We start from the raw sequence: 21,474 nt of genomic DNA, 5'->3' as shown, positions 1-21,474 counted from the left end.
TTACTCGCTCAACCCCCCCCGCTTACTGCAATAATAAATATGAGGAAGCACCATGAATAACTATGATCATCTTCTCGTAGCACTCGATGAGTCCTCGATTTCCTATGCTGCCGCAGATCACGCCCTGGAACTGGCCAAAGTATTTCATAGCCATGTCACTTTACTCAGTGTGATTGCGGTAGATCCCTTTAAGGGCGTAGATTTTTACAAAGTTGCTCCAGCAGTCACAGATTACTTTATGCATGCAGAACAAAATGCACTTGATCGTTTAAATGAACTGAAACTGAACTTTGTTCGTGATGGCATCCAGGTGACGACAAAAATCCTGCATGGCATGGCACCGTCAGAAGGCATTATGCAGGCTGCAAATGAATCCCCGACCGATATGATCATTATGGGTTCACATGGTCGTAAAGGTCTGCAAAAACTTATGCTGGGCAGTGTCGCTCAGAATGTTCTGGCACTTTCCTCTATTCCAGTCCTCATCGTCAGACAATAAGATGCTTGATCAAAGCCTGTATGATGCAGGCTTTTAGCGAAGTTTTTGATTTAACTCACTTAAGAAAATTTCAGCATCAAGCTGGCTTTGAAATACTTTTTTGTATTCTCCGACCTGCTGAATGGAATGTGGCGTGTATTGAATAGAGATTTCAAGTAAGCCATTTTCAGGATTCTTGCTGACATGTACGGCAATAATATGCTGGCTATTTAAATAAAAACCATCTTCAATTTTCACTAACATATCTTGGACAACCTCTAGTAAGCGAATCTGTAGATCCCTTTACCTAGCTTACAGCTTAATAAACAAATACTCTTTTCCGTATAATCATACTGTAACACCCTTTAGTACTTACCTAAGCCTTTAGAGAAATTCAACTGTATTTAAAGCCAGCGTTTGAAATAAACAGGAAATAAAAAACCGGATCAGGTCGATCCGGTTTTTTATGAATATTGATGTTATACGCTGAGCATACTATTGAGTGTCTCAGACACATTTTTAGATTTAACCAGTGGCTTTAAGGTTTCAAGCTGTGCTTTCACTTCACTGCGTTGCGGTTCTGCCAAGGTATACCAGCGTGACAATACCTGTAGCAAACGTGAGCCCACGATCGGATTTTTCTCGTCCAGATATTTTGCCAGTCCAATAAAATGCTGCACGCCAAAGCTCCAGGTATTGACCGGATTAGCATTCAGCCCCCCGCTCACTGCACGGATACGGTTAGGCACCGCCAAATCATAATCCGGATGCTGGGTCAGATACGCAATCGTTGCATCCGTTGCTTTTGGATGTGCTGCCTGAACCATAAACCATTGGTCTAAAGACAAGGCTTCATCTTCAAAGCGGCTATAGAAATCTGCCAAAGCTTCTTCTGCTTGTGGTGCATCATTCCAGACCAAGACTTTCAGCGCACCCAAACGTTCAGACATATTGCCTGTATGATACTGCTCATAGGCCAAGTCAAAGGCAGATGCATCTCCCTGACGAGCCATCATCGTCAGCATGATGTTTCTTAAGGCGCGCACGCCCATTGCTTGCGAGAATTCAGATTGCAGATCAGGATCCAGATTAAGATAAGTTTCTTTCGCTGTTTCTCCAAAAGCACGTGCCAAGGTATGCAGCAAAGCCTCACGCTTTTCCTGAATCATGACCGGATTATAATCCTGATCAATACGGCTACCTAAATAACTTTCCGACGGTACATCAAACAGACGTGATGCCAACAGCGGATCTTTCTCAATCACATCCGGCAAGGTATTGAGCATAGCCTCGATATAAATTTCTGCAGGCTGGTCATCCAGCAAGATACGCTCGAGTAAGGTCTGAGTTGCTTGCCACTGGTTAAAACCATTGGTCTCGTATTGCAACAGGAAAGCCAGTTCTTTTTCTGAATAGTCAAAGTCCAGATTCACTGGTGCAGAGAAATTACGCAGCAAGGACACCACCGGTTTTGCTGTCACACCGCTAAATTCAATCGTGGCTTCATCCTGATCAAACAGATACACACCATCTTTGACGCCATTTTCAAAGAGTGCCTCAGAGTTCAGCGTTAGCTGCTCACCGGTTTCAGCATCAAACAATGCCAAAGCCACTGGAATGGGTACGGCTTTCAGATTTGGATATTTAGCATGGGTTTTCAGGCTTTGCTTAAAGCTGAGGCGATAGATTTGTGTCTCTACATCATATTCAGCTTTTGCTTGAAGTTTAGGTGTACCCGGCTGATTGTACCAGGTCAGGAAGTTTGAAAGATCCACACCTGAACCTGCTGTAAGCGCGGCCACCCAATCCTCAACTGTTACCGCCTGACCATCATGACGGCGGAAATATTCATCGGTTCCCTGACGGAATTTTTCCTTGCCAAGCAAGGTCGCCATCATGCGGTTAATTTCCGCACCTTTTTCATAAACAGTGGCAGTATAGAAGTTGTTAATTTCTACAAAATGATCCGGACGCGGTGGATGCGACAGCGGCCCTGAATCTTCCGGGAACTGATGCGCTTTGAGAACTGATACATCATCAATACGTTGTACCGCAGCCGACTGTAAATCTTCCGAGAAAGACTGGTCACGGAATACAGTCAAGCCTTCTTTCAAACATAACTGGAACCAGTCACGACAGGTAATCCGGTTACCAGTCCAGTTATGGAAATATTCATGTGCAATGACTGACTGCACTCGCATGATTGCGGCATCAGTGGTGTACTCTTCATCGGCCAGCACGCATGAAGTATTGAAGATATTCAGACCTTTATTTTCCATGGCACCCATGTTGAATGCACTGGTCGCCACGATCATGTAGTTATCCAGATCATAAGGCAGACCATAATGCTCCTCATCCCAGCGCATGGAATGTTTGAGCGCTTCCATGGCGATTTTGCATTTTGGAATATCTTTTTCTTCTGCATAGATTTCCAGAGCTACATTGCGGCCTTCCGATGTGACATAAGAATCTTTCATCACTGCCAAATCACCAATGACACAGGCGAACAAATAGCTCGGTTTCTTGGTCGGATCCTGCCAGATGGCATAATGACGATTGGCATCGACTTCACCTGTTTCCAGCAGGTTACCATTTGCAAGCAAAACCGGATATTTCTTATCTGCTTCGACACGCGTCGTAAAGACCGACAACACATCAGGACGGTCTGGATAGAAAGTAATTTTACGGAACCCTTCTGGTTCATTTTGGGTCACAAACAGATCTGAACTGGCCTGATATAAACCTTCCAGCATCGTATTACTTTCAGGGTGGATTTTAACCACAATTTCAAGCAACACTTGATCAGGTGCATTGGCAATGACCAGCTGTTCAGCATCCAAGTGGTAGTCACTGGCATTCAGGGTTTGACCATTTAACTTAATCGATTGCAGCTCTAGATCGCGGCCAAGCAGAACCAGATCGCCAGCAGTTTGGCGCTGCATCTCCAGCTTGCTGCTGACCAGACTGTGGTCACTATAGACTTGAATATTCAGGTCGATGGAATCAACAATAAAGGAAGGTTTTTGATAGTCTTTTAAATAAATGGTTTGATCCGCTTCGATCACCGGGTTTGCCGCAATATTCATGTCCTGTCCTAATCTTTTATCGTGTTCGACATTGTTCATGTCAAAATCATACGCCAAGTTTTAAACGCTGTCTGTGCATTTGTATTGTTAGATCTAATATGGGCATTTCATGCACCACTTTCAATGCATTCTGCCTAATTGAGCAGCACTCGACTCTACATAAGAAATATCTGTGCCATAAAAATAGTCAGGATCATAATTTCTGACATTTTCATAAATAACTGATTTAAAAATATATAATTTTATTTGCTGAGTACCGAATAAATTCTGATTAATAAATGAGCACACTTCTTGCTACAGTTAAACCGTGTTTTTCCACACTTCCAATGAAAGAATAATGATAACGATGATGAGGTGAGCCATGTATTTAAAACAGCATGTTGTACGGATCGAAAATATCAAAACTTTGCAGACCCTGGATCAGGCCAATATTGACCATAAAGTGATTGCCCTGTTGATGAGCTGTGAAGGCATTCCGCTTCAGGCCCATGAAGTGACTGCCATTCTCAACACCTACGATGCACTCGGTGCCAAAAAAGTGCCCTCTAAAAAGGTTCAGGCCTTAATTCATGCCAAACACCGCGGCGAGGAGGACGACACATTACCCTGCCCGGTTTAAAAAACGTCATTTCATGTTTTTAAAATCAGAGCTACTTCGGTAGCTCTTCTCTTGTTTGGGTGACTAATTTTGATTTAGAAAAATTGCACCAGTCCACTACGTTTGCATCTCATCAGCCGTGTATAATCAAATGCCCTTCCATTCTAGAGTTGCTCGCGACCATGGTATTCAGTGTTCTGCAAAAACAGCTTGATGAAAGTACTCACTGCCCATTGTGTAAGGCATCGATGTATTGGATTGAGGCAGAACAATATGATCAGGAGCTGAGCTATCATGAATGCAGCCATTGCCAGCATCAGCTTTACTCCGATCAAAAGCACAATTGTTATTGCGAACAATGTCTGGCGCAGCGTAAACGCATGCTCAAGGAAGTCCGTTTACAGGAAAACCGTCAATATCATAAAAAGCAGGATCGGCCGGTTCTTGAGCTGAATCAGCTCAGTTTTATCAATAAACTGTTTTTACTTGCGATTCTGGATGAACAGGTGCAGGAATATAGCCAACACCGTGAATATATTGACTGGCATCAAATTCGATATTATTCCATCAGTCCCAATTATCTGTTCCAACATGGTCTGGTGAAAAGCCTGATCCGGGATCAGGTTCTGATTCCCAAAGATCTCCAGCAGGAAAATCAGCATTATTATATTAATGTGCGACTGGATGGTTATTCTGAACCGACCCTGTTCAGTATCACCCAGCAGCTGCGCAACTGGTTTTATCAAAACCTGAGCCAAGGTGTGCCCTTTAAAAGTGCAGATGAAGTCAAAGATGCACTCTATTGCCTGCTATATGAAGAAATCATTCAGTTTGCCCAATTCTATTGCCGTAGCTGGAATGTGCAAATTGCCGGAAATCAGAGCTTTCAGACCTTTTGCTATCGTCTTTTGGATGTACTGGCTGTGGGTCAGATTTATTATCTGGTGCAGACCGGGCTGGAATATCTATATAAACAAAAAGCCCTCAAGCCCCGCAATGAAAACTTTATTAATACCAATCTGCTGAAAAAAACCTTGCAGCAGTACCGCGAACGTTCAGTTACAGAAAAATGGGAAACCTCTACCCTGCCGCGTCCACCGCAACTGGCATTCAGCAAGATGAGCGAAATCCTGTTTTATCGGTTTTTGGGCTATGATGAAAATATCTTCTTTCAGCCGGTGTGGCGTTCGTGGCACAAGATCGAACCTCGCCTGAAATTCTATTCCCAAAAACGTTGTATGCATTGCGGCTCACAGGAACTGTCGGTGGATTATGATGCCAGTGACTATGTCAGCCTGTTCTGTCGTAGCTGCAAGCATCAAGACCATTATTTTACCCGCTGACCGAATACAACGAATCTTTCTCTTATTCTAAATGACCATTATGACGACTTCTACGCAAGCACTACAGCAAACGCTTCTGGATCAGATCTGTGAGGCCTGGTTGAAACTTCAGCAACAGCAGCCCCTGGTGCATATCATGACCAATACGGTGGCCAGCAACTATGTCGCCAATATTGTACTGGCTGCGCATGCTTCTCCGGCCATGATCGACAATCCGTTTGAAGCTGAAAGTTTTGCCAAGATTGCAGCAGCAATCAGTCTGAATCTGGGTACACCGACGACAGAGCAGGTTCAGGCGATGCAGCTTGCTGCGAAAACTGCACATCAATTGCAAAAACCGTGGGTGCTTGATCCGGTCGGTTATGGAACAGTTCTGCGCTGGCGTTCTGGCGTCGTAGATCAGTTGATGCATTCCCAGCCTACGATTTTACGAGGCAATGCTTCTGAAATTGGTGCTTTGGCTGGCAAGCAGATCGAGTCCAAGGGTGTAGACAGCACAGTAGACAGTGCGGATGTTTATTTACAGGCGCGAAGTTTGCTGGATCATTGTGAATGTATCGCAATCTCCGGTGAATCTGATTATATTATTTCAAAAGACTTTCCTGTAATACAGGTGTCAGGTGGTTCTGCTTTACAGCCCCGAATCACGGCAATGGGATGTGCACTCGGTGCATTGATCGCTGCATATAGCTCAGTAACCTCTCCAGCCCTTGCCGCATTAACTGCGCATGTACATTTTGCAATTGCCGGTCAATTGGCATTTGAACGCGCACAACAGTTAGGCAGTTTTAATGTCGCCTTTCTAGATGAAATCCATCAGCTCAATACTGAAACAATCCGACAATACGCCAACTTTAAAATTCTGCCAGAATTCATTTAGTTTACGGATCACTTCATGGATGTTTATTCTCTTGAATAGATAAACGCCCCTCTTTAGATTGATCCTGCTCATTTGCTCTATTGATCTCCTTAAAAATGTTCTGTCTAGCTCTTTCGGAGATCATTTTTTGAGTCGTTTTATTCTGAACTGAGTAGGCTTCATACCACTTATCTAGCGATTTCCACACAAACGGTTTCCATTTTACTTAAGATCTGTTTGCATCATGCAAATCTAGTTCATGTGAATTGTAGTTTAATTTTTTGTCAGTATTTAAATATGACTTTTAAGTTTTGATTAACAGGTTACATAAATCAATATTTAAAGCCTGATCATGCTTATTTTTGATTGCTGATTTGACTTTTTCGGCTTTAAAATTTCAGTGCAATACTAGGATATTCAGCTCAATCGGGAACATGACTAATAGTATGAATAGACTAATAAAAATCAGTTCAAACAATGAGCTAACTTTGATTTCAATAAGTCAGCTTTACAAATATGCATTAAAAAAGCCAGCTGCCACTAAAGCAACTGACTTTTAAGATTTGAATAAATAACGTGTTTAAAACACCTGTTTAACCTGCGTAATGAATGCTGACCGACTTGATACGATTGCTTTCAATTTCAGTGACTTTGAACTGTACACCTTGATAATTTAACTCGGTGCCCACGTCAACCGTACTGTTGGTTTTATCCAGAATCAAACCCGCAACACTGATATAACCGGCATCTTCATCAATCAGATCAATCATGCCAAGTTCCAGTTCAAGCTGATAAAGATCTAACATGCCCGATGCAATCCAGTGCGTATCATCGATTTTAACTAGATCTAGCTGTTCATCAGCATCCGGGAATTCACCGGCAATTGCTTCAAACACATCTAGCGGTGAAATCAGACCCTGCACATTACCAAACTCATCACTCACCAAGACCAAAGAACCTTTAGAGGTACGCAAGGTATTGATTGCGTCAATAACTTTCATTTTTTCAAAGATATAAATTGGGCGATGACGTTTAATCAGTGCTTTTAATTCTTCCGGCTCTTCCAGTACATCCAATAATTCTTTGGCACGTACTACGCTAATCACCTTATCTAGGCTACCGCGACATACCGGGAACAGACTGTGTGGAACAGATAGAATTTTTTCACGGATCTGTTCTGGGCTATCTTCCAGATCAACCCATGAAATCTGACCGCGCGGCGTCATGATCGAAGCGACTGAACGCTCTGCAAGGGTAAGTACCCCACCAATCATATAGCGCTCTTCATCTGCAAAGGTTTCTTGTGCCTGATTATTTTGACTGTCGGTCGTCTCTAGCTTGCCACCCATTAACTTCAGGATCGAGTCAGCCGTACGATGACGCAAAGGAATCTTGGATTCATGTTTAGCAGCATTACGCTGACCAAACTGGTTAAATGCTTCAATTATGATCGCAACACCAATACCTGAATAGATATAGCCTTTAGGAATATGGAAACCAAAACCTTCTGCAATTAGACTGATACCAATCAAAAGTAGGAAGCTTAAACACAGAATCACCACGGTTGGATGACGGTTCACAAAATTGGTCAATGGTTTCGATGCCAATAGCATCACGCCCATTGCAACAATCATGGCAGCCATCATGACATAAATATTGTCGACCATACCAATGGCGGTAATCACTGAATCTAAAGAGAAAACAGCATCTAAAACAACAATCTGTGCAACAACAGCAGTGAAACTTGCATATACCACATTGGTAGACACTGTGACTTCAGGTTTACCTTCAATCTTTTCATGCAGCTCAGTAACGGCCTTATACACCAGGAACAAGCCACCAAATAACAAGATCAGGTCCCGACCGGAGAAGGTCCAGTCAAACACAGTAATCAATGGTTGTGTCAAAGTGACCAACCAGGCAATGGCAAATAACAGGCCTAGACGCATGAATAATGCGAGAGACAAACCAATAACACGTGCTTTATCGCGTTGTTCAGGAGGAAGTTTTTCAGCCAGAATGGCAATGAAGACTAGGTTATCAATACCTAAAACAATTTCAAGAATAATAAGAGTAATTAAACCTACCCAGATTCCGGGATCTAATAAAAATTCCATTAGAGAATGACCCCGTTCGAGTAAGCTAGAAATAGAGATGGAAGATCAACGCACGGCGAGGGATCCATTAAAATTTAACCTATGCAACTTAAGACTATTCCATTATGCATAAACTGAGTATTTTGTAATGTATTAATTTACAAAAAAATTACATGATCATGATTTTATTGAGACTTTTATGATCAACTGATTGATGCTGAAACTGATTAATTTTAATTTTTTCTACATCATTTATTCGAATTGAATTAAAAATAAACAGAATTTAGTTTGATTAGACCATTACTTTTAAGGTCACTTAAAGATTAGAGCATAAACTATTTTTTTATTGAAAGAACAATCACTTAAAAATATAGCTGTAAATAATCATTTACTATATTGACTAAAACCACTCAATCACCCTATATTTCTTAAATCGATTAATTTATTGAAATACAATTATTTGCATTAAAACCTATTCAGACAGGCTGCTTAAGAACAATAAAAAGTCTTGGAAAACATTTCTACTCACGAAATACATAATGAGGAATTAAATTTATACAAAATATTATCGCCTTTCATCCGATTTTAAAGAACAATCTTCGCGCCAGATAAGGCTCACATGCAGAACTGATCAACTCCTTGGGATGTTAAGCAAAACTAAAAAGTGTTAGCGCTTTAACATTTTTAAAATAAAGGTTGAAATATGCATAAACTTTTTCATAAAATGAACGGGCCCTAGAAAAATAAATACAAGGAACATTTCATGACTAAGAAATATGCAAAATTTTTGCCGTGTACGGAAGAATTTAATTTAGAAAACTTTCCATATTATTGGGTAACTCAGGTTCATGCTCAATACGTCGTTAATGTCGATCATGCACTAAAAAAGTATGGTGTTGACAATTCCCGCCGCCGCATCCTTCTTGCACTAAAAGCCAAACCGCATGCCAGTGTTTCTGATTTGTCAGAGATGGTTGTTTCTAAAATGTCGACCACGACTAAAATTGTCTACCGCTTAAAAGACGAAGGTCTGGTTGAAACCTATTCATGTGAGGATGACGCACGGATTACCCGAGTATTTTTGACTGACAAAGGCATGCAAATGACACATAAGATCAATGATCTGACCAATGTCGTACTGGAACAGTCATTTGAAGGCCTGACGCCTTTGCAAATTGAAAAAACCATGGAAAGTTTACGTCATATTTTCAAAAATTTAGCTCGTTAAAGACCTACTTTTTATTTTAAATAGACGCTGGCGAATTGGCGCATACTTTATAATAATTAATAATTCGCCAGAGCTTTCTAAAAATCAAAAAAGTTCAGTTGTGGACTGACTTTTTTGATTTTTTCTTTTGGTACATGTGAGCATTCAAAATCTTCTACCGGAAAGCCCTCTACAAAGCTACGAATATCCGGATGCCTTAGCGTTAGCCATTCTTGCAGTCGCTGCTGTGGAATCACAATAACCGAGCGTTTGATATTACCCGGCTCATGAAACTCCTTCATCATGGGATGGTCAATTGCATCCATGGTAATCATACTGGCAGAGCGTACAATTTCCCCTTGTACCCGAGCAATCTCATACACAGCTGCAATAAAAGTCGCCTGACCATCTTTACGTCTTACACCCCAACGCTGCGGTTTATTGTCAAAATATTTGGACTCATAAAATTCCGATACCGGAATGACGCCAAAATGACATTTGGCGGTGGCTTCAGCGAAGGTGGGCCTTTGCAGTAAGGTTTCATTTCTGGCGTTATAGGTCTTGGTACCTATAGTTTTGTCTTCTGCCCATTTCGGAATGAGTCCAAAATTCACGGAACGCCATTCCAGTCCTTGAGCTGAATGAAACAAAAGCGGTGTAGCATAATTGGGATAGACCTCCTCTGGATATTCAAAAGGAATTTCTGGCAATCCCAGATTATGCAACTGCTCTAAGGTTAAAGGCTTAAAATTGGCGCACATGGTTCATATATGTAAATCATTCGACCATAACATTATACCGTGATGCCAAGTCGAAGCCTGTCGTATTTCTATAGTTTTAGGCGCGTTGACTGTTATGAATTCGGTACCGTCAACCAATGTGTCCGGGTAAACTCTTCAAAAATCCAGCGACCATTGAAACGACCCAATCCTGAATTTTTCTCGCCGCCAAAGGGTGCATTTGACTGGTCTGCCACACTAATGCCATTAATATGTGTCATACCGATATCCAGTTGTGCGGCAAACGCGCTGCCTCGCTCGATGTTTGAGGTACATACTGCACTGGATAAACCAAACTCGGTCGCATTGGCCAGGTTTAAAGCATGTGCTTCATTCCGGGCTTTTAAGATAGGTAAAATCGGACCGAAGCTTTCTTGCTGCGCCAGATCGGAATCTTCCGCGACATCAATAAAAATATGCGGATAGACCAGATTCCCTTCAATTCCTCCTTCATACACCAGTTGTGCGCCCTGCTCGCTGCCTGTTTGAATGATCTGTTGATGCTTTTCAACCTGACTCTGATTAATGATCGGACCGATCACGGTATCTTCCAGATTTGGATCACCCACCGGAATCATTTTGATCCGATCCAGGAGCTTATCTACATAAGCATCATGGATAGAGGCATCGACAATGACCCGGTTAGTACTCATGCAAATTTGTCCCTGATGCATAAAACGCCCCATCAGCGTTAGTTCAACCGCAAGATCAAGATCGGCATCATCCAGAATGACCAAAGGTGCATTGCCACCCAGTTCAAGTGCCAGACGTTTGATTCTCGAACTGGCTAGAGCCTTACTGCCAACACTTTTTCCCACTTCGGTGGAGCCGGTAAATGAAATCATTTTCGGCACTGAATGCTCAACAAAATAATCCCCGATTTCACTGCCAGCACCGGCAACAATATTCAGTGCACCTGCAGGCAAACCTGCCTCTTCAAATAATTTACCAATTAAGGTGCCGCCAGTCACCGGGGTATCACTGGCCGGCTTCAATACAACGGTATTACCACAGGCAATTGCAGTCGCCACTGAGCGTAAGGATAAATGAAATGGAAAGTTCCATGGACTAATGACAGCAATCACGCCTAAGGGCTTGCGCAAAACCATACTTTTACGTGCCGGATCCTTACTTTCCAGCTGTTCTGTTTGGATCCAGTCTGGAAAAGCCAGACTTTCCTGAATGATGCCCAGAGCAGCATCCACCTCAACGCCGGCTTTAATGCGCGTACTGCCTGATTCAATAATGAGCCAGTCAATGATTTCGTCCCGACGCTGCTGAATGATCGCGATTAAATTTTGCAGCACTGTTTTACGTACTTCAATGGATTTCAAGCCCCCCTGCTGGAAAGCCTGCTCTGCTGCGGTATAAGCACTGTCGACATCGACAGAACTGGCAGCTGGCATACTAAAAATTTCGCTCTGGGTATAGGGGTTTATATTTTTTATTGTTCTGGTTGAAGTACCAGCTTGCCACTGACCATGAATAAACTGCTGGTCTAAATTTTGATATACCGTTGTCATTTTATTGTTTCCTCACATGCTTTGCCCCACTTTAAGAGTTCAACTGGAAAATTTCTAGTCAAAACAACGACGGCTTACCATTAGACAATAAAAAAGCCTCCGAAGAGGCTTTTTTAAGCTAGACAGGATTAGTCACCTGTATAACCTTTTAACTTTAAACGCGCTGCGTGCAGAAGCGGCTCGGTATAACCTGATGGCTGCTCACCACCTTTAAAAATCAGGTCAGATGCTGCCTGGAACGCAATATTGTTGGCAAAGTCAGCAGACATTGGCGTATACAGTGGATCATTGGCATTTTGCTCATCCACAATTTTCGCCATACGTTGCATCACTTCTTCTACTTGCTCACGACTTACGATACCGTGACGCAACCAGTTCGCAACGTGTTGTGAAGAAATACGTAGAGTCGCACGATCTTCCATTAAACCGACATCATTGATGTCTGGCACTTTAGAACAACCTACACCCAAATCTACCCAACGAACGACATAACCCAAGATACCTTGACAGTTATTTTCGAGTTCTTTGGTTTTTTCTTCTTCAGACCAGTTGGTGTCTTTCGCCAATGGCGGTGTCAACAAATCATCCAGAGATAAAGGTTGAGTCGACAATAGCTCTTGCTGACGGTCTGCAACATTAATCTGGTGATAGTGAATCGCGTGAATCACCGCACCTGTAGGTGATGGAACCCATGCACAGCTCGCCCCCGCTTCAGGATGTTCAGTTTTGGTTTTGTACATGTCAAGCAGCATGTCTGGCTTTGGCCACATGCCTTTACCAATCTGTGCTTTACCACGTAAACCTGCTTGCAGACCAATCATCACGTTACGGTTTTCATAAGCCGGGAACCAGATTTGGCCTTTTACTTCGCCTTTACGAACGAATGGACCAGCTTCCATAAAGGTATGGATTTCGTCACCAGTACGGTCCATGAAACCTGTATTGATGAAGATAGTACGATCTTTGGCTTGTGCAATACAGTTCTTCAAGTTCACAGAAGTACGGCGTTCTTCATCCATAATCCCGATTTTTAAAGTTTTTGCAGGTAAGCCGAGTGCCTGTTCTGCACGTTCAAACAATTCAACGGCAAATGCCACTTCTTCAGGACCATGCATTTTCGGCTTAACGATATACATTGAACCTTGACGCGAGTTCTTGATGGTGTTTTCACCTTTGATGTCTGCAAAAGACAATAATGGCGTAACCAATGCATCCATGATGCCTTCATAGATTTCTGCGCCATCTACCAGAATCGCAGGGTTTGTCATTAAATGACCAACATTACGCAGCAACATCAATGAACGGCCGTGAACTTTAGTTTCACCACCTTCTACATTTTTGAAAGTACGGTCTTCATTCAGTTTACGGGTAACAGTTTTACCGTTTTTCTCAATAGACTCTTCTAAAGTACCTTTCATCAGGCCTAACCAGTTACGGTAGCCTTCCACTTTTTCTTCAGCGTCAACGGCTGCAATCGAGTCTTCCAAGTCCTGAATGGTCGTAACCGCAGCTTCAAGAACCACATCTTTTACACCAGCGGCATCAGTTTGGCCAATCGGGCTACTGGCATTAATTTGCACAATAGCGTGCAGGCCATTATTTTTAAATACGATTTCAGTCGGTGCTGAAGCTTCGCCATTGTAGCCAACGAATTTAGCCGCATCTGCCACAGTTGTTTTTGAACCATCTTTTAGGGTAACAACCAGTGCATTAGCTTCAACTGCGTATTGAGTTGCGTCTGCATGCGAACCTTGTGCGAATGGGAAAGTTTCGTCGAGGAAATTCTTGGCAAATGCGACAACTTTTTCACCACGTTTCGGGTTATAGCCTTTGCCTTTTTCCGCACCATCTTCTTCAGAGATGACGTCGAAACCATAAAGTGCATCGTACAAAGAACCCCAACGTGCGTTTGCAGCGTTCAAGCAGTAACGTGCATTACGTACCGGTACAACCAACTGTGGACCTGCCAGTACTGCAATTTCTTCGTCTACGTTTTGAGTGCTGATTTGAAAATCTTCTACTTCTGGTAACAAGTAGCCAATTTCAGTCAAGAAAGCTTTGTAAGCTTGTAATTCAAATGTGTTATTGCGGTGCCATTCATCAATTTTCGCCTGAATGTCATCACGCTTAGCCAAAAGTGCTTTATTTTTAGGGCTAAGATCAACAACGACTTGTTCAAAGTTTTTCCAGTATGTTTCGCTGTCTAAACCAGAACCTGGTAGTGCTTCATTTTCGATGAAATCGTAAAGTTCTTTAGCAATCGCTAACTTGCCTTTTTGAATACGTGCAGTCATTGTCTTTCCTGATATTGCTACTTTTTATACAAGAGATTCTAGTATACCGATTAAAATCTAGCTGAATAGTATTATCACATTGCTAAATACTGAGCATTTTTTCCAATATGAATACCCTCATAAACATATTTGATCTTTCTCAGTTACAAATAGATATCATTCTGCTAAATACCCTAATGACAGTGTATAAAGTTTTCGAAATGTAGAAATTAGACTTAAGTTCAGATTTTCGAGTAAAAATTATGCATTCTAGTTATACACGATCATATTTAGATCAAGATTAAGCCATGTTTGATCAGGCTTGTCGATAATTTAAGTACCTATTTTTATAAAAAAAGCGCTGGTGAATGACCAGCGCTTTTATTCTTACTCTCCGTTCACAGAAGCGATTTTCTCAATCTGGCGATGTTCAGAATTTAGGTATTCATCCGACTGCATTTCTAGTAAACGGGAACGGGTCCGTTCAATTTCAAAGGCCAGTTTCTCACCTTGATAAATATCCACGATATTATCTTCCGAGGTTAAGAGCAACTTGACGCCGCGGTCATAAAATTCATCCACCAGATAAATAAAACGGCGTGTTCCATCATTCAGAAAATCGGTCAGGTGCGGCACATTGCTGACCAAAACCGTATTATAAATATTGGCGATTTCAATAAAATCAGCCGGACTACGTGGCTTTAAACACAGTTCAGAGAACTCGCACCACAATACATCTTCAGTATGTGACACGGTTTCAACAATACGGTTGTTGATAATAATCGGCTCTTCAGAACAGGTCTGAGTCTGGGTCAAGGCGCTAAAACGTTGAGCAATCCAGTTTTTATGATCATGTGTTAACGGGAATTTAAACAGTTGTGCCTGTTTCAAAACCCGTAGACGGTAATCGACTCCGGCATCGACATTTAAGACCACACAGTTTTTCTTGACCAGTTCGATGGTAGGCATAAAACGGTCACGGTGAATGCCGTTCTTATATAAACCGTCCGGTGCGATATTCGAAGTAGCGACCAAGGTGATACCACGTTCAAACAGCTTCTGGAACAGATCGCTCAGGATCATTGCATCCGTCACGTTAGACACAAAAAATTCATCAAAACAGATGATGACCGCTTCTTTATAAATTCGATCCGCCACGATATCTAGCGGATTACGCTGTCCGGATAATTTGTTTAACTCACGATGCACATGCTGCATAAAATGGTGAAAATGCATCCTGGTTTTACGGCGAAACGGAATCGAATCGTAAAACTGATCCATTAACCAAGTTTTTCCACGCCCCACACCACCCCACATGTACACCCCTTTCGGAGATGTCTGACGGCGAAAGCGGCGAAATGCTTTTTTCGATGCCTTAAAACGCTGAATCAATTCCAGCCAGACACGATTCAGTTCATGTACTGCCATTGCCTGTGCTTCATCAGGCATAAACTGTCCCGAAGAGATCGCTTGTGCATAACGTTCTGCAGGAGAAATCGGACTAAAAGCGGTGCTGTGCTGTGAATTAAAATCGGACATAGAATTTCGTACTATTTGGGATCAATTTAATTATAGCGGAGTTTAATCAACACGCTATAACACTTTGGCATAAACAAGCTTAGGCTATTTTATATATTGCCGAGGACTTTGCCCAAACCAGCGTTTAAAGGCATGGTTAAAAGCAGCCGGCTCGGAATAGCCTAATAATTCTGCAATCATTTCAATCGAATACTGTTTGTATTCAATCAGTCGCAAAGCTTTATCTTTAATAATTTCTTCGCGAATCTGCTTATAACTGGTATCACACTGCTGTAACTGATGCCGTAAGGTTCGTTCCGGGATATTCAGCGCTTGTGCTGTTTCAGCCATGCTCGGCATCAGGCCGCTTTGGATTTCCAGATAATCCTGCACGCGCTGCACCACAGTCGGCGTCTGCTCATCCTGTTGCAAACGTTCCAGTTCAGCCAGACATTTGGCTTCATAAACGGCAAAAGTCACCGCATCCGCAGAGGGAATTTTAATATCCAGCACTGCTTCATCAAACCAGAATGCTGCCCGAGATGCATCAAACTGTACCTGTGTTCCATAATAATCATGGTAGACCTTTAAGGTAGTCAGATCTTCTGGATAGGCAAATGGCAACTCGATCCGCAAATCAGGTTTGGATAAGCCCATCAATTTGTAAATTTCCCGGATAAACTTAAACGTCCCGGAAATCTCCGCCTGTGCCAGCAACATTCCCAAATGATCATCTTGCTGCTTGGCCCGATAACACAGCGCGCTATGATGCTCGCTTTGCTGCAAGGCCAACTGACCGGTCAGATGCGTCAACTGCTGAAAACGGATCACCTGATTCAGTGCATCACGTACCGTAGGACTGGTCACCAGCAACATGAGTAAGGGACCATAACCTGCCAAAGCATAATGCTGGCCAATCAATAATCCCTGTTCAGGTTGGATTTCCTGTCCTACCACCTTAAGCACATCATGTTCCAGACTCGGATGGATCACCGAGCTTGGATCAAAGGCATCTACACGCAGTCCAATGTTTTGCAGTTTCTGATCGACTTCCATGCCAGCCTTGCGCATCCCTTGAATCAAATACATCAGACTGAGAACAGAACGTTTCATAACCATACAAATACAATGTGATTGCTCTAGTTGTACTATAAAAATAATGTGTCGGCTATTGCCGTTTAGATCAATTTTCTGTCTAATCACCAAGGAGCAAATTACGATAAATATCCAACATTAAAATAAGTAAGGAATGTACTGATGTTAGATCATGCCACCGCTACACGCTCCCCCCCTCATACCAAAGTTGCCATTATTGGAGCTGGTTTCGGCGGTATTGCCATGGCAATACGTTTACAACAGCATGGTATTTATGACTTTATTATTCTGGAAAAAGGGAGCGATTTTGGCGGAACTTGGCGGGACAATCAGTACCCTGGAGCAGCCTGTGACGTGCAATCACATTTGTATTCCTTGTCATTTGCTCCAAAAAGTAATTGGTCCAAGCGTTATGCGGAAGCACCCGAGATATTTTCTTATATTCAGGATCTGGTGACCGATTATAACCTGCGTGCTTTTTGCCGTTTAAATACCGAGGTACTGGCAGCGCATTACCAGGCAGAACGCTGTCTATGGCAATTACAGCTACAGGATCAAAGTATCCTTGAAGCCCAGTTCGTTATCTTCGCTTCTGGGCCATTGCATATCCCCCAAATTCCACATATTCCTGGTATTGAGAAATTCCAAGGTAAAGTCTTTCATTCTGCGCAATGGGATCACACTTATGATGTGACTGGCAAAAATGTCGCATCGATTGGTACAGGTGGCAGTGCCATTCAATATATTCCAGAAATTGCCCCGAAATGCAAACAACTGTATGTCATGCAACGTACTGCGGCTTGGGTCATTCCTCGGGATGAACGTGCCTACCCGAATCTTGAAAAGAAACTCTTTAAAAAATATGACTGGTTTAGAAAGCTACACCGTGCCCGCCTGTATTGGTCAAATGAATCGCGTGTGGTACCGATTGTCAAACCGGGCATTATGAAATTCACCCAAAAACTGGCAGAACTATTCATTAAATATGAGGTCAAAAACCCTGAATTGGCCAAAAAACTAACTCCCGATTACATCATGGGCTGCAAACGTATTCTGGTTTCAAATAAATACTTCCCGACGTTTAACCGCCATAATGTGGAACTGGTGACCGAGAAGATTCAGGAACTGACTGAACACAGTATCATTACACAAGATAGAAAAGAGCGGCCGATTGACTGTCTGATTTATGGCACCGGATTCATTACCGATCCACGTATCTATATGAAGAATTTTCAATGTACCGGGCTTGATGGCGTAGAACTGAATGAAATGTGGAAACAAGGTGCTGAAAGCTATTATGGAATTTGCGTGAAAGACTTTCCAAACCTGTTTCAGTTACCGGGGCCAAATACCCTATTGGCACACAACTCTGTCATTTTTATGATTGAGGCACAAGTTGAATATATTTTGCAATTGATGCAACTGGTCGATCAATCCCAAAGTGATGCCATCATGGTCAAAGACCAGGCACAGGATACATTTAATCAGCAGGTACAACATATGTTTGAAAAGACCGTGTGGCAATCTGGCTGTGTCAGCTGGTATCAGCAGGAAGGCGGCAAGAACTTTGCCTTATGGCCAACTTATACCTGGAAATACTGGCTCAAAACAAAAAAACCAAATGTCGCAGATTATCGATTATTGAATAAAGTCGCCTAAAAGCTTTTTACCATCTGACATCAAGCGGTGGCATAATTTATAGGTAATTTTTTCAATCCATTAAATTTATGCAATCGCTTTGGCTTATCTTTCAGCTTTTATTCTGTCTAGCACTCGGTTTTGCCATGGCAAAACGAATTCCACTTTCGATTATTAAAATCTGTTTCAAGCTATTACCCTATTTTAGCTACGTTTTATTGATTGCAATTGCCTTTGAATTTTCACAACTGGTAGATGAATTACAGCATCCCCTACAGATTTTAAGTACGTCGATCAGTATTGCCTTTCTGACCTCGCTCGGTGCTTTTGCATTTTGTTATCTACTATTTAAATGGGCAGGTTATCTTCCTAGTTCTGGTCGGGTATCCGTCGATCTGGTAGTTAAATCCTTGCTGAATATGAGCTATGCCTTTTTGGCTCTCGCAGGTGGATACTTTTTACATGCGGGCTTGAGTCTGTTTGATCTATCCTTGCAAATCAGCACCTGGCATTTGTTGCTGGTATTTATGTTCATGATTGGCCTGGATCTGGCTTATTCACCTTTAGATCGTTCCTGGTTAAATTTTAAAATTCTCTTAGTTCCAATCGGTTGTATTTTCGGTTCATTATTCGCGGTCATGCTTTATTCATTCTGGAACACCGACATCAGTCTGAAAGATTTGATCATGCTGTCACAAGGCTATGGATTTTACTCAATGTCAGGCGTTGTCGTGACAGAACTCAGAAATGCAGAACTCGGCAGTATCGCGCTGATGAATGACCTGTTTAGAGAAATTTTCGCCATCTTACTGATGTATTGTCTGGGCTGGAGATATCCAAGGTCGGCCATTTCCGCCGCGGGGGCAACTGCAATGGATGTGACTTTACCGATGGTTAAACAGGCTTGCGGGCATGATTTTATTCCACATGCTATGGTCAGTGGTTTTATTTTGTCACTGTTAGCACCAGTCACGGTGAGTGTACTGGCAGCGATTTAATTGTTTTATCGCTTTCTCAATCTCACTAAATCCCTTTTTTATAAAGAGGGACCTCTCCTCCTTGAGTAAGCTCTAAACCAGAATCTTAAAACGAAGCACAAGCAAGAAGGCCGGGAGGGCTGACTAAAACTTAAATCAATATCACTTAAGGCATCGCCTACTGTTTCAATAACATCCGAAGCAAGACTGATGGCATCAGATGCCAAACTGACCACATCGATCCCCGCTGTCCGATCTGCTGAGCTTGCCTGCTGTTGTTGCTATTCTTGTTGCTTAAGCTGTTCCGCCTGTTGAATATTTTGAATCACGTCATTCTGTACTTTTTCTAATTGTGGTTCAGATGAAGTCATCATTTTTCCTTTTTATTTTATAACCATTTTTTCAATATATAAAAAAAGCCTTTCGACTGAAAGGCTTTCTGTCATTCAAACCGTATTAAAGCGTTGCCAAAATATCTTTCAAAGTCTGACGCATATTTTTAGACTGGGTAATCGGGCGACCAATTACCAGATGTGTTGAGCCATCTAGCATTGCCTGTTTCGGTGTCACAATACGTTTCTGGTCATCTGCATTCGACCCTTCTGGACGAATGCCGGGTGTCACTAATGCAAAGTCTTTTCCAATCGTTTCACGTAACATTTTCGCTTCTTGAGCTGAGCAAACCACCCCATCTAGACCACTGTCTTTGGTCAGTTGTGCCAGACGTTTTACATGCTCATTTGGCTCAATATCCAGACCAATATCTTTCAAGTCTTCACGGCCCATTGACGTCAATACAGTCACTGCAATCAACTGAGTTTTATAATTACCTGCTTGCAAACGCTCTACACAGGTTTCCATCATCTTGCGGCCACCTGAGGCATGCACATTGACCATCCACACACCCAAATCTGCTGCCGCGCATACTGCCTGTGCTGTTGTATTTGGAATATCATGAAATTTCAGATCCAGAAATACAGCAAAGCCTTTATCTTGAAGTGCTTTGACAATAATTGGACCTTCATGGGTAAATAACTCTTTACCAACTTTAAGTCGACACAAGGCAGGATCTAACTGTTCTGCAATGGCTAAGGCATCAAATTGGCTTTTGGCATCTAGTGCGACGATGATACTCAAGAGATTACCCCTTCATATAGGCAAAAAATAAGCCCATTATAATGGGCTTTGATTTTCATTGGTAATATCTAATACAGTTTTTTCATGCCGGGTATGGGCTGCTGCTTCAGCGGCCATTAACTTGGCTGTATTCAACTGTTCCTTACGTAGATGTTCAATGTCTTTACGCAGTCGTTTAATTTCCCAATTCGTCTGAAAAACCCGGAAGATCTGAACGCCCAATAACAGGCCCAAAACGACACCTAAAGATAACGTGAGGAGAAGTAATAATCCCAGGCGCATTGCGGGAACTTGAGTAAATAACAAGTCCACTGACAATTCGGTACCGTTTTGCAAAACCAAAGCTAATGAATAACCAAACAGTACCAATAAAAGAATGACCAGAACGTAACGCATGAACACCCCGCAAAATATTTACAATTATTTTTGTGCAGACTCGTTCACAGCGTCACGAAGTGCCTTGCCTGGTTTAAAGTGCGGAACTGCTTTTGCAGCCACTTCTACTGATTTACCAGTTTTAGGGTTACGACCTACGCGCGGTTCACGGTGATGCAATGCAAAACTACCAAATCCACGAATCTCGATACGATTGTCAGTTGATAATGCTTCTATCATTTGATCAATCATAATTTTAACTGCTTCTTCCACTAAAGGCTCAGCCAAATGCGGATTTTTTAACGCAATACGCTCTATTAAGTCAGACTTATTAAGTGCTTCAGTAGTCATCTGCGACCTCTTTAATTATCAAGCTACTTGGGATCTATTTCCCGATAATAACCTGTTTAAATACAAAACGGTAGCGCAATAATTAAATACTACGCTACCGTTTACAGTATTTGTATAAAAAGTATTAGTTAACTTACATTA

Annotated in this window: 18 protein-coding genes; 7 read left to right on the top strand and 11 right to left on the bottom strand. The window is 42.2% G+C overall.

Annotation, left to right across the window (positions count from 1 at the left end; genetic code table 11):
* Window positions 1-52 precede the first annotated feature (52 nt).
* On the top strand, window positions 53-499 hold the full coding sequence (locus AC13CK_RS16030) for a universal stress protein (RefSeq protein WP_004278835.1): 447 nt from the start codon (window positions 53-55) through the stop codon (window positions 497-499).
* A 33-nt stretch (window positions 500-532) separates the two neighbouring features.
* Here the strand turns inward: AC13CK_RS16030 and AC13CK_RS16025 are convergent, their stop codons facing one another.
* Complete coding sequence (locus AC13CK_RS16025; protein WP_004278836.1) at window positions 533-742, bottom strand: hypothetical protein; 210 nt, start codon at window positions 740-742, stop codon at window positions 533-535.
* A 215-nt stretch (window positions 743-957) separates the two neighbouring features.
* Complete coding sequence (gene pepN / locus AC13CK_RS16020) at window positions 958-3,564, bottom strand: aminopeptidase N (RefSeq protein ID WP_425879842.1); 2,607 nt, start codon at window positions 3,562-3,564, stop codon at window positions 958-960.
* A gap of 361 nt (window positions 3,565-3,925) precedes the next feature.
* Between pepN and AC13CK_RS16015 the strand changes: the two genes are divergently transcribed.
* The 3 genes from AC13CK_RS16015 (at window position 3,926) to thiM (ending at window position 6,385) form a co-directional block, all read left to right on the top strand.
* Entirely contained in the window at window positions 3,926-4,183 is a 258-nt protein-coding gene (locus AC13CK_RS16015; RefSeq protein ID WP_004278839.1) for a hypothetical protein, read from the top strand.
* A gap of 161 nt (window positions 4,184-4,344) precedes the next feature.
* Window positions 4,345-5,505, top strand: a complete 1,161-nt coding sequence (locus AC13CK_RS16010) for a hypothetical protein (RefSeq protein WP_005106588.1) — start codon at window positions 4,345-4,347, stop codon at window positions 5,503-5,505.
* A gap of 31 nt (window positions 5,506-5,536) precedes the next feature.
* The gene (gene thiM, locus AC13CK_RS16005) at window positions 5,537-6,385 is read left to right on the top strand and encodes a hydroxyethylthiazole kinase (protein WP_425879843.1); all 849 of its coding nucleotides are present in this window, start codon (window positions 5,537-5,539) and stop codon (window positions 6,383-6,385) included.
* 572 nt (window positions 6,386-6,957) lie between these two features.
* On the opposite strand, the gene AC13CK_RS16000 is transcribed toward thiM, so the two are convergent.
* Window positions 6,958-8,481 (bottom strand): TerC family protein, encoded by a 1,524-nt coding sequence (locus AC13CK_RS16000; protein WP_243474556.1) that lies wholly within the window; start codon window positions 8,479-8,481, stop codon window positions 6,958-6,960.
* Window positions 8,482-9,223: 742 nt separating this feature from the next.
* Between AC13CK_RS16000 and AC13CK_RS15995 the strand changes: the two genes are divergently transcribed.
* Window positions 9,224-9,688 carry a MarR family winged helix-turn-helix transcriptional regulator gene (locus AC13CK_RS15995; RefSeq protein ID WP_004278843.1) on the top strand — a complete coding sequence of 155 codons (465 nt, stop codon included), beginning with the start codon at window positions 9,224-9,226 and terminating at the stop codon, window positions 9,686-9,688.
* Window positions 9,689-9,765: 77 nt separating this feature from the next.
* On the opposite strand, the gene AC13CK_RS15990 is transcribed toward AC13CK_RS15995, so the two are convergent.
* From AC13CK_RS15990 to AC13CK_RS15970, 5 genes are all read right to left on the bottom strand, one after another.
* A complete protein-coding gene (locus tag AC13CK_RS15990) occupies window positions 9,766-10,428 on the bottom strand; it encodes an SOS response-associated peptidase family protein (RefSeq protein ID WP_425879844.1) in 663 nt (220 codons plus the stop codon).
* A 92-nt stretch (window positions 10,429-10,520) separates the two neighbouring features.
* Window positions 10,521-11,969 (bottom strand): aldehyde dehydrogenase family protein, encoded by a 1,449-nt coding sequence (locus AC13CK_RS15985; protein WP_425879845.1) that lies wholly within the window; start codon window positions 11,967-11,969, stop codon window positions 10,521-10,523.
* Window positions 11,970-12,097: 128 nt separating this feature from the next.
* On the bottom strand, window positions 12,098-14,263 hold the full coding sequence (locus AC13CK_RS15980; protein ID WP_425879846.1) for a malate synthase G: 2,166 nt from the start codon (window positions 14,261-14,263) through the stop codon (window positions 12,098-12,100).
* Window positions 14,264-14,629: 366 nt separating this feature from the next.
* Entirely contained in the window at window positions 14,630-15,781 is a 1,152-nt protein-coding gene (zapE, locus tag AC13CK_RS15975) for a cell division protein ZapE (RefSeq protein WP_005252217.1), read from the bottom strand.
* Window positions 15,782-15,865: 84 nt separating this feature from the next.
* Window positions 15,866-16,873 carry a helix-turn-helix domain-containing protein gene (locus AC13CK_RS15970; RefSeq protein ID WP_216986150.1) on the bottom strand — a complete coding sequence of 336 codons (1,008 nt, stop codon included), beginning with the start codon at window positions 16,871-16,873 and terminating at the stop codon, window positions 15,866-15,868.
* A gap of 144 nt (window positions 16,874-17,017) precedes the next feature.
* Between AC13CK_RS15970 and AC13CK_RS15965 the strand changes: the two genes are divergently transcribed.
* Both AC13CK_RS15965 and AC13CK_RS15960 read left to right on the top strand, forming a co-directional pair.
* Window positions 17,018-18,514, top strand: a complete 1,497-nt coding sequence (locus AC13CK_RS15965; protein WP_425879848.1) for a flavin-containing monooxygenase — start codon at window positions 17,018-17,020, stop codon at window positions 18,512-18,514.
* 68 nt (window positions 18,515-18,582) lie between these two features.
* A complete protein-coding gene (locus tag AC13CK_RS15960; protein ID WP_253172799.1) occupies window positions 18,583-19,491 on the top strand; it encodes a LysO family transporter in 909 nt (302 codons plus the stop codon).
* A 435-nt stretch (window positions 19,492-19,926) separates the two neighbouring features.
* Here the strand turns inward: AC13CK_RS15960 and pyrF are convergent, their stop codons facing one another.
* Genes pyrF through AC13CK_RS15945 form a run of 3 tightly spaced genes read right to left on the bottom strand, consistent with a single transcriptional unit; the run spans window position 19,927 to window position 21,333 of the window.
* Window positions 19,927-20,607, bottom strand: coding sequence for an orotidine-5'-phosphate decarboxylase (pyrF, locus tag AC13CK_RS15955; protein ID WP_425879849.1), 681 nt, complete (start codon window positions 20,605-20,607; stop codon window positions 19,927-19,929).
* A gap of 36 nt (window positions 20,608-20,643) precedes the next feature.
* Complete coding sequence (locus tag AC13CK_RS15950) at window positions 20,644-21,003, bottom strand: lipopolysaccharide assembly protein LapA domain-containing protein (RefSeq protein ID WP_004278852.1); 360 nt, start codon at window positions 21,001-21,003, stop codon at window positions 20,644-20,646.
* Between the two features lie 24 nt (window positions 21,004-21,027).
* Window positions 21,028-21,333, bottom strand: a complete 306-nt coding sequence (locus AC13CK_RS15945) for an integration host factor subunit beta (RefSeq protein ID WP_004278853.1) — start codon at window positions 21,331-21,333, stop codon at window positions 21,028-21,030.
* Window positions 21,334-21,474: the final 141 nt, after the last annotated feature.

It is taken from the genome of Acinetobacter sp. L-24, from assembly GCF_056857555.1.
Note: the sequence above shows the minus strand (reverse complement) of the source record. Positions and strands in the feature narration are given on the sequence as shown.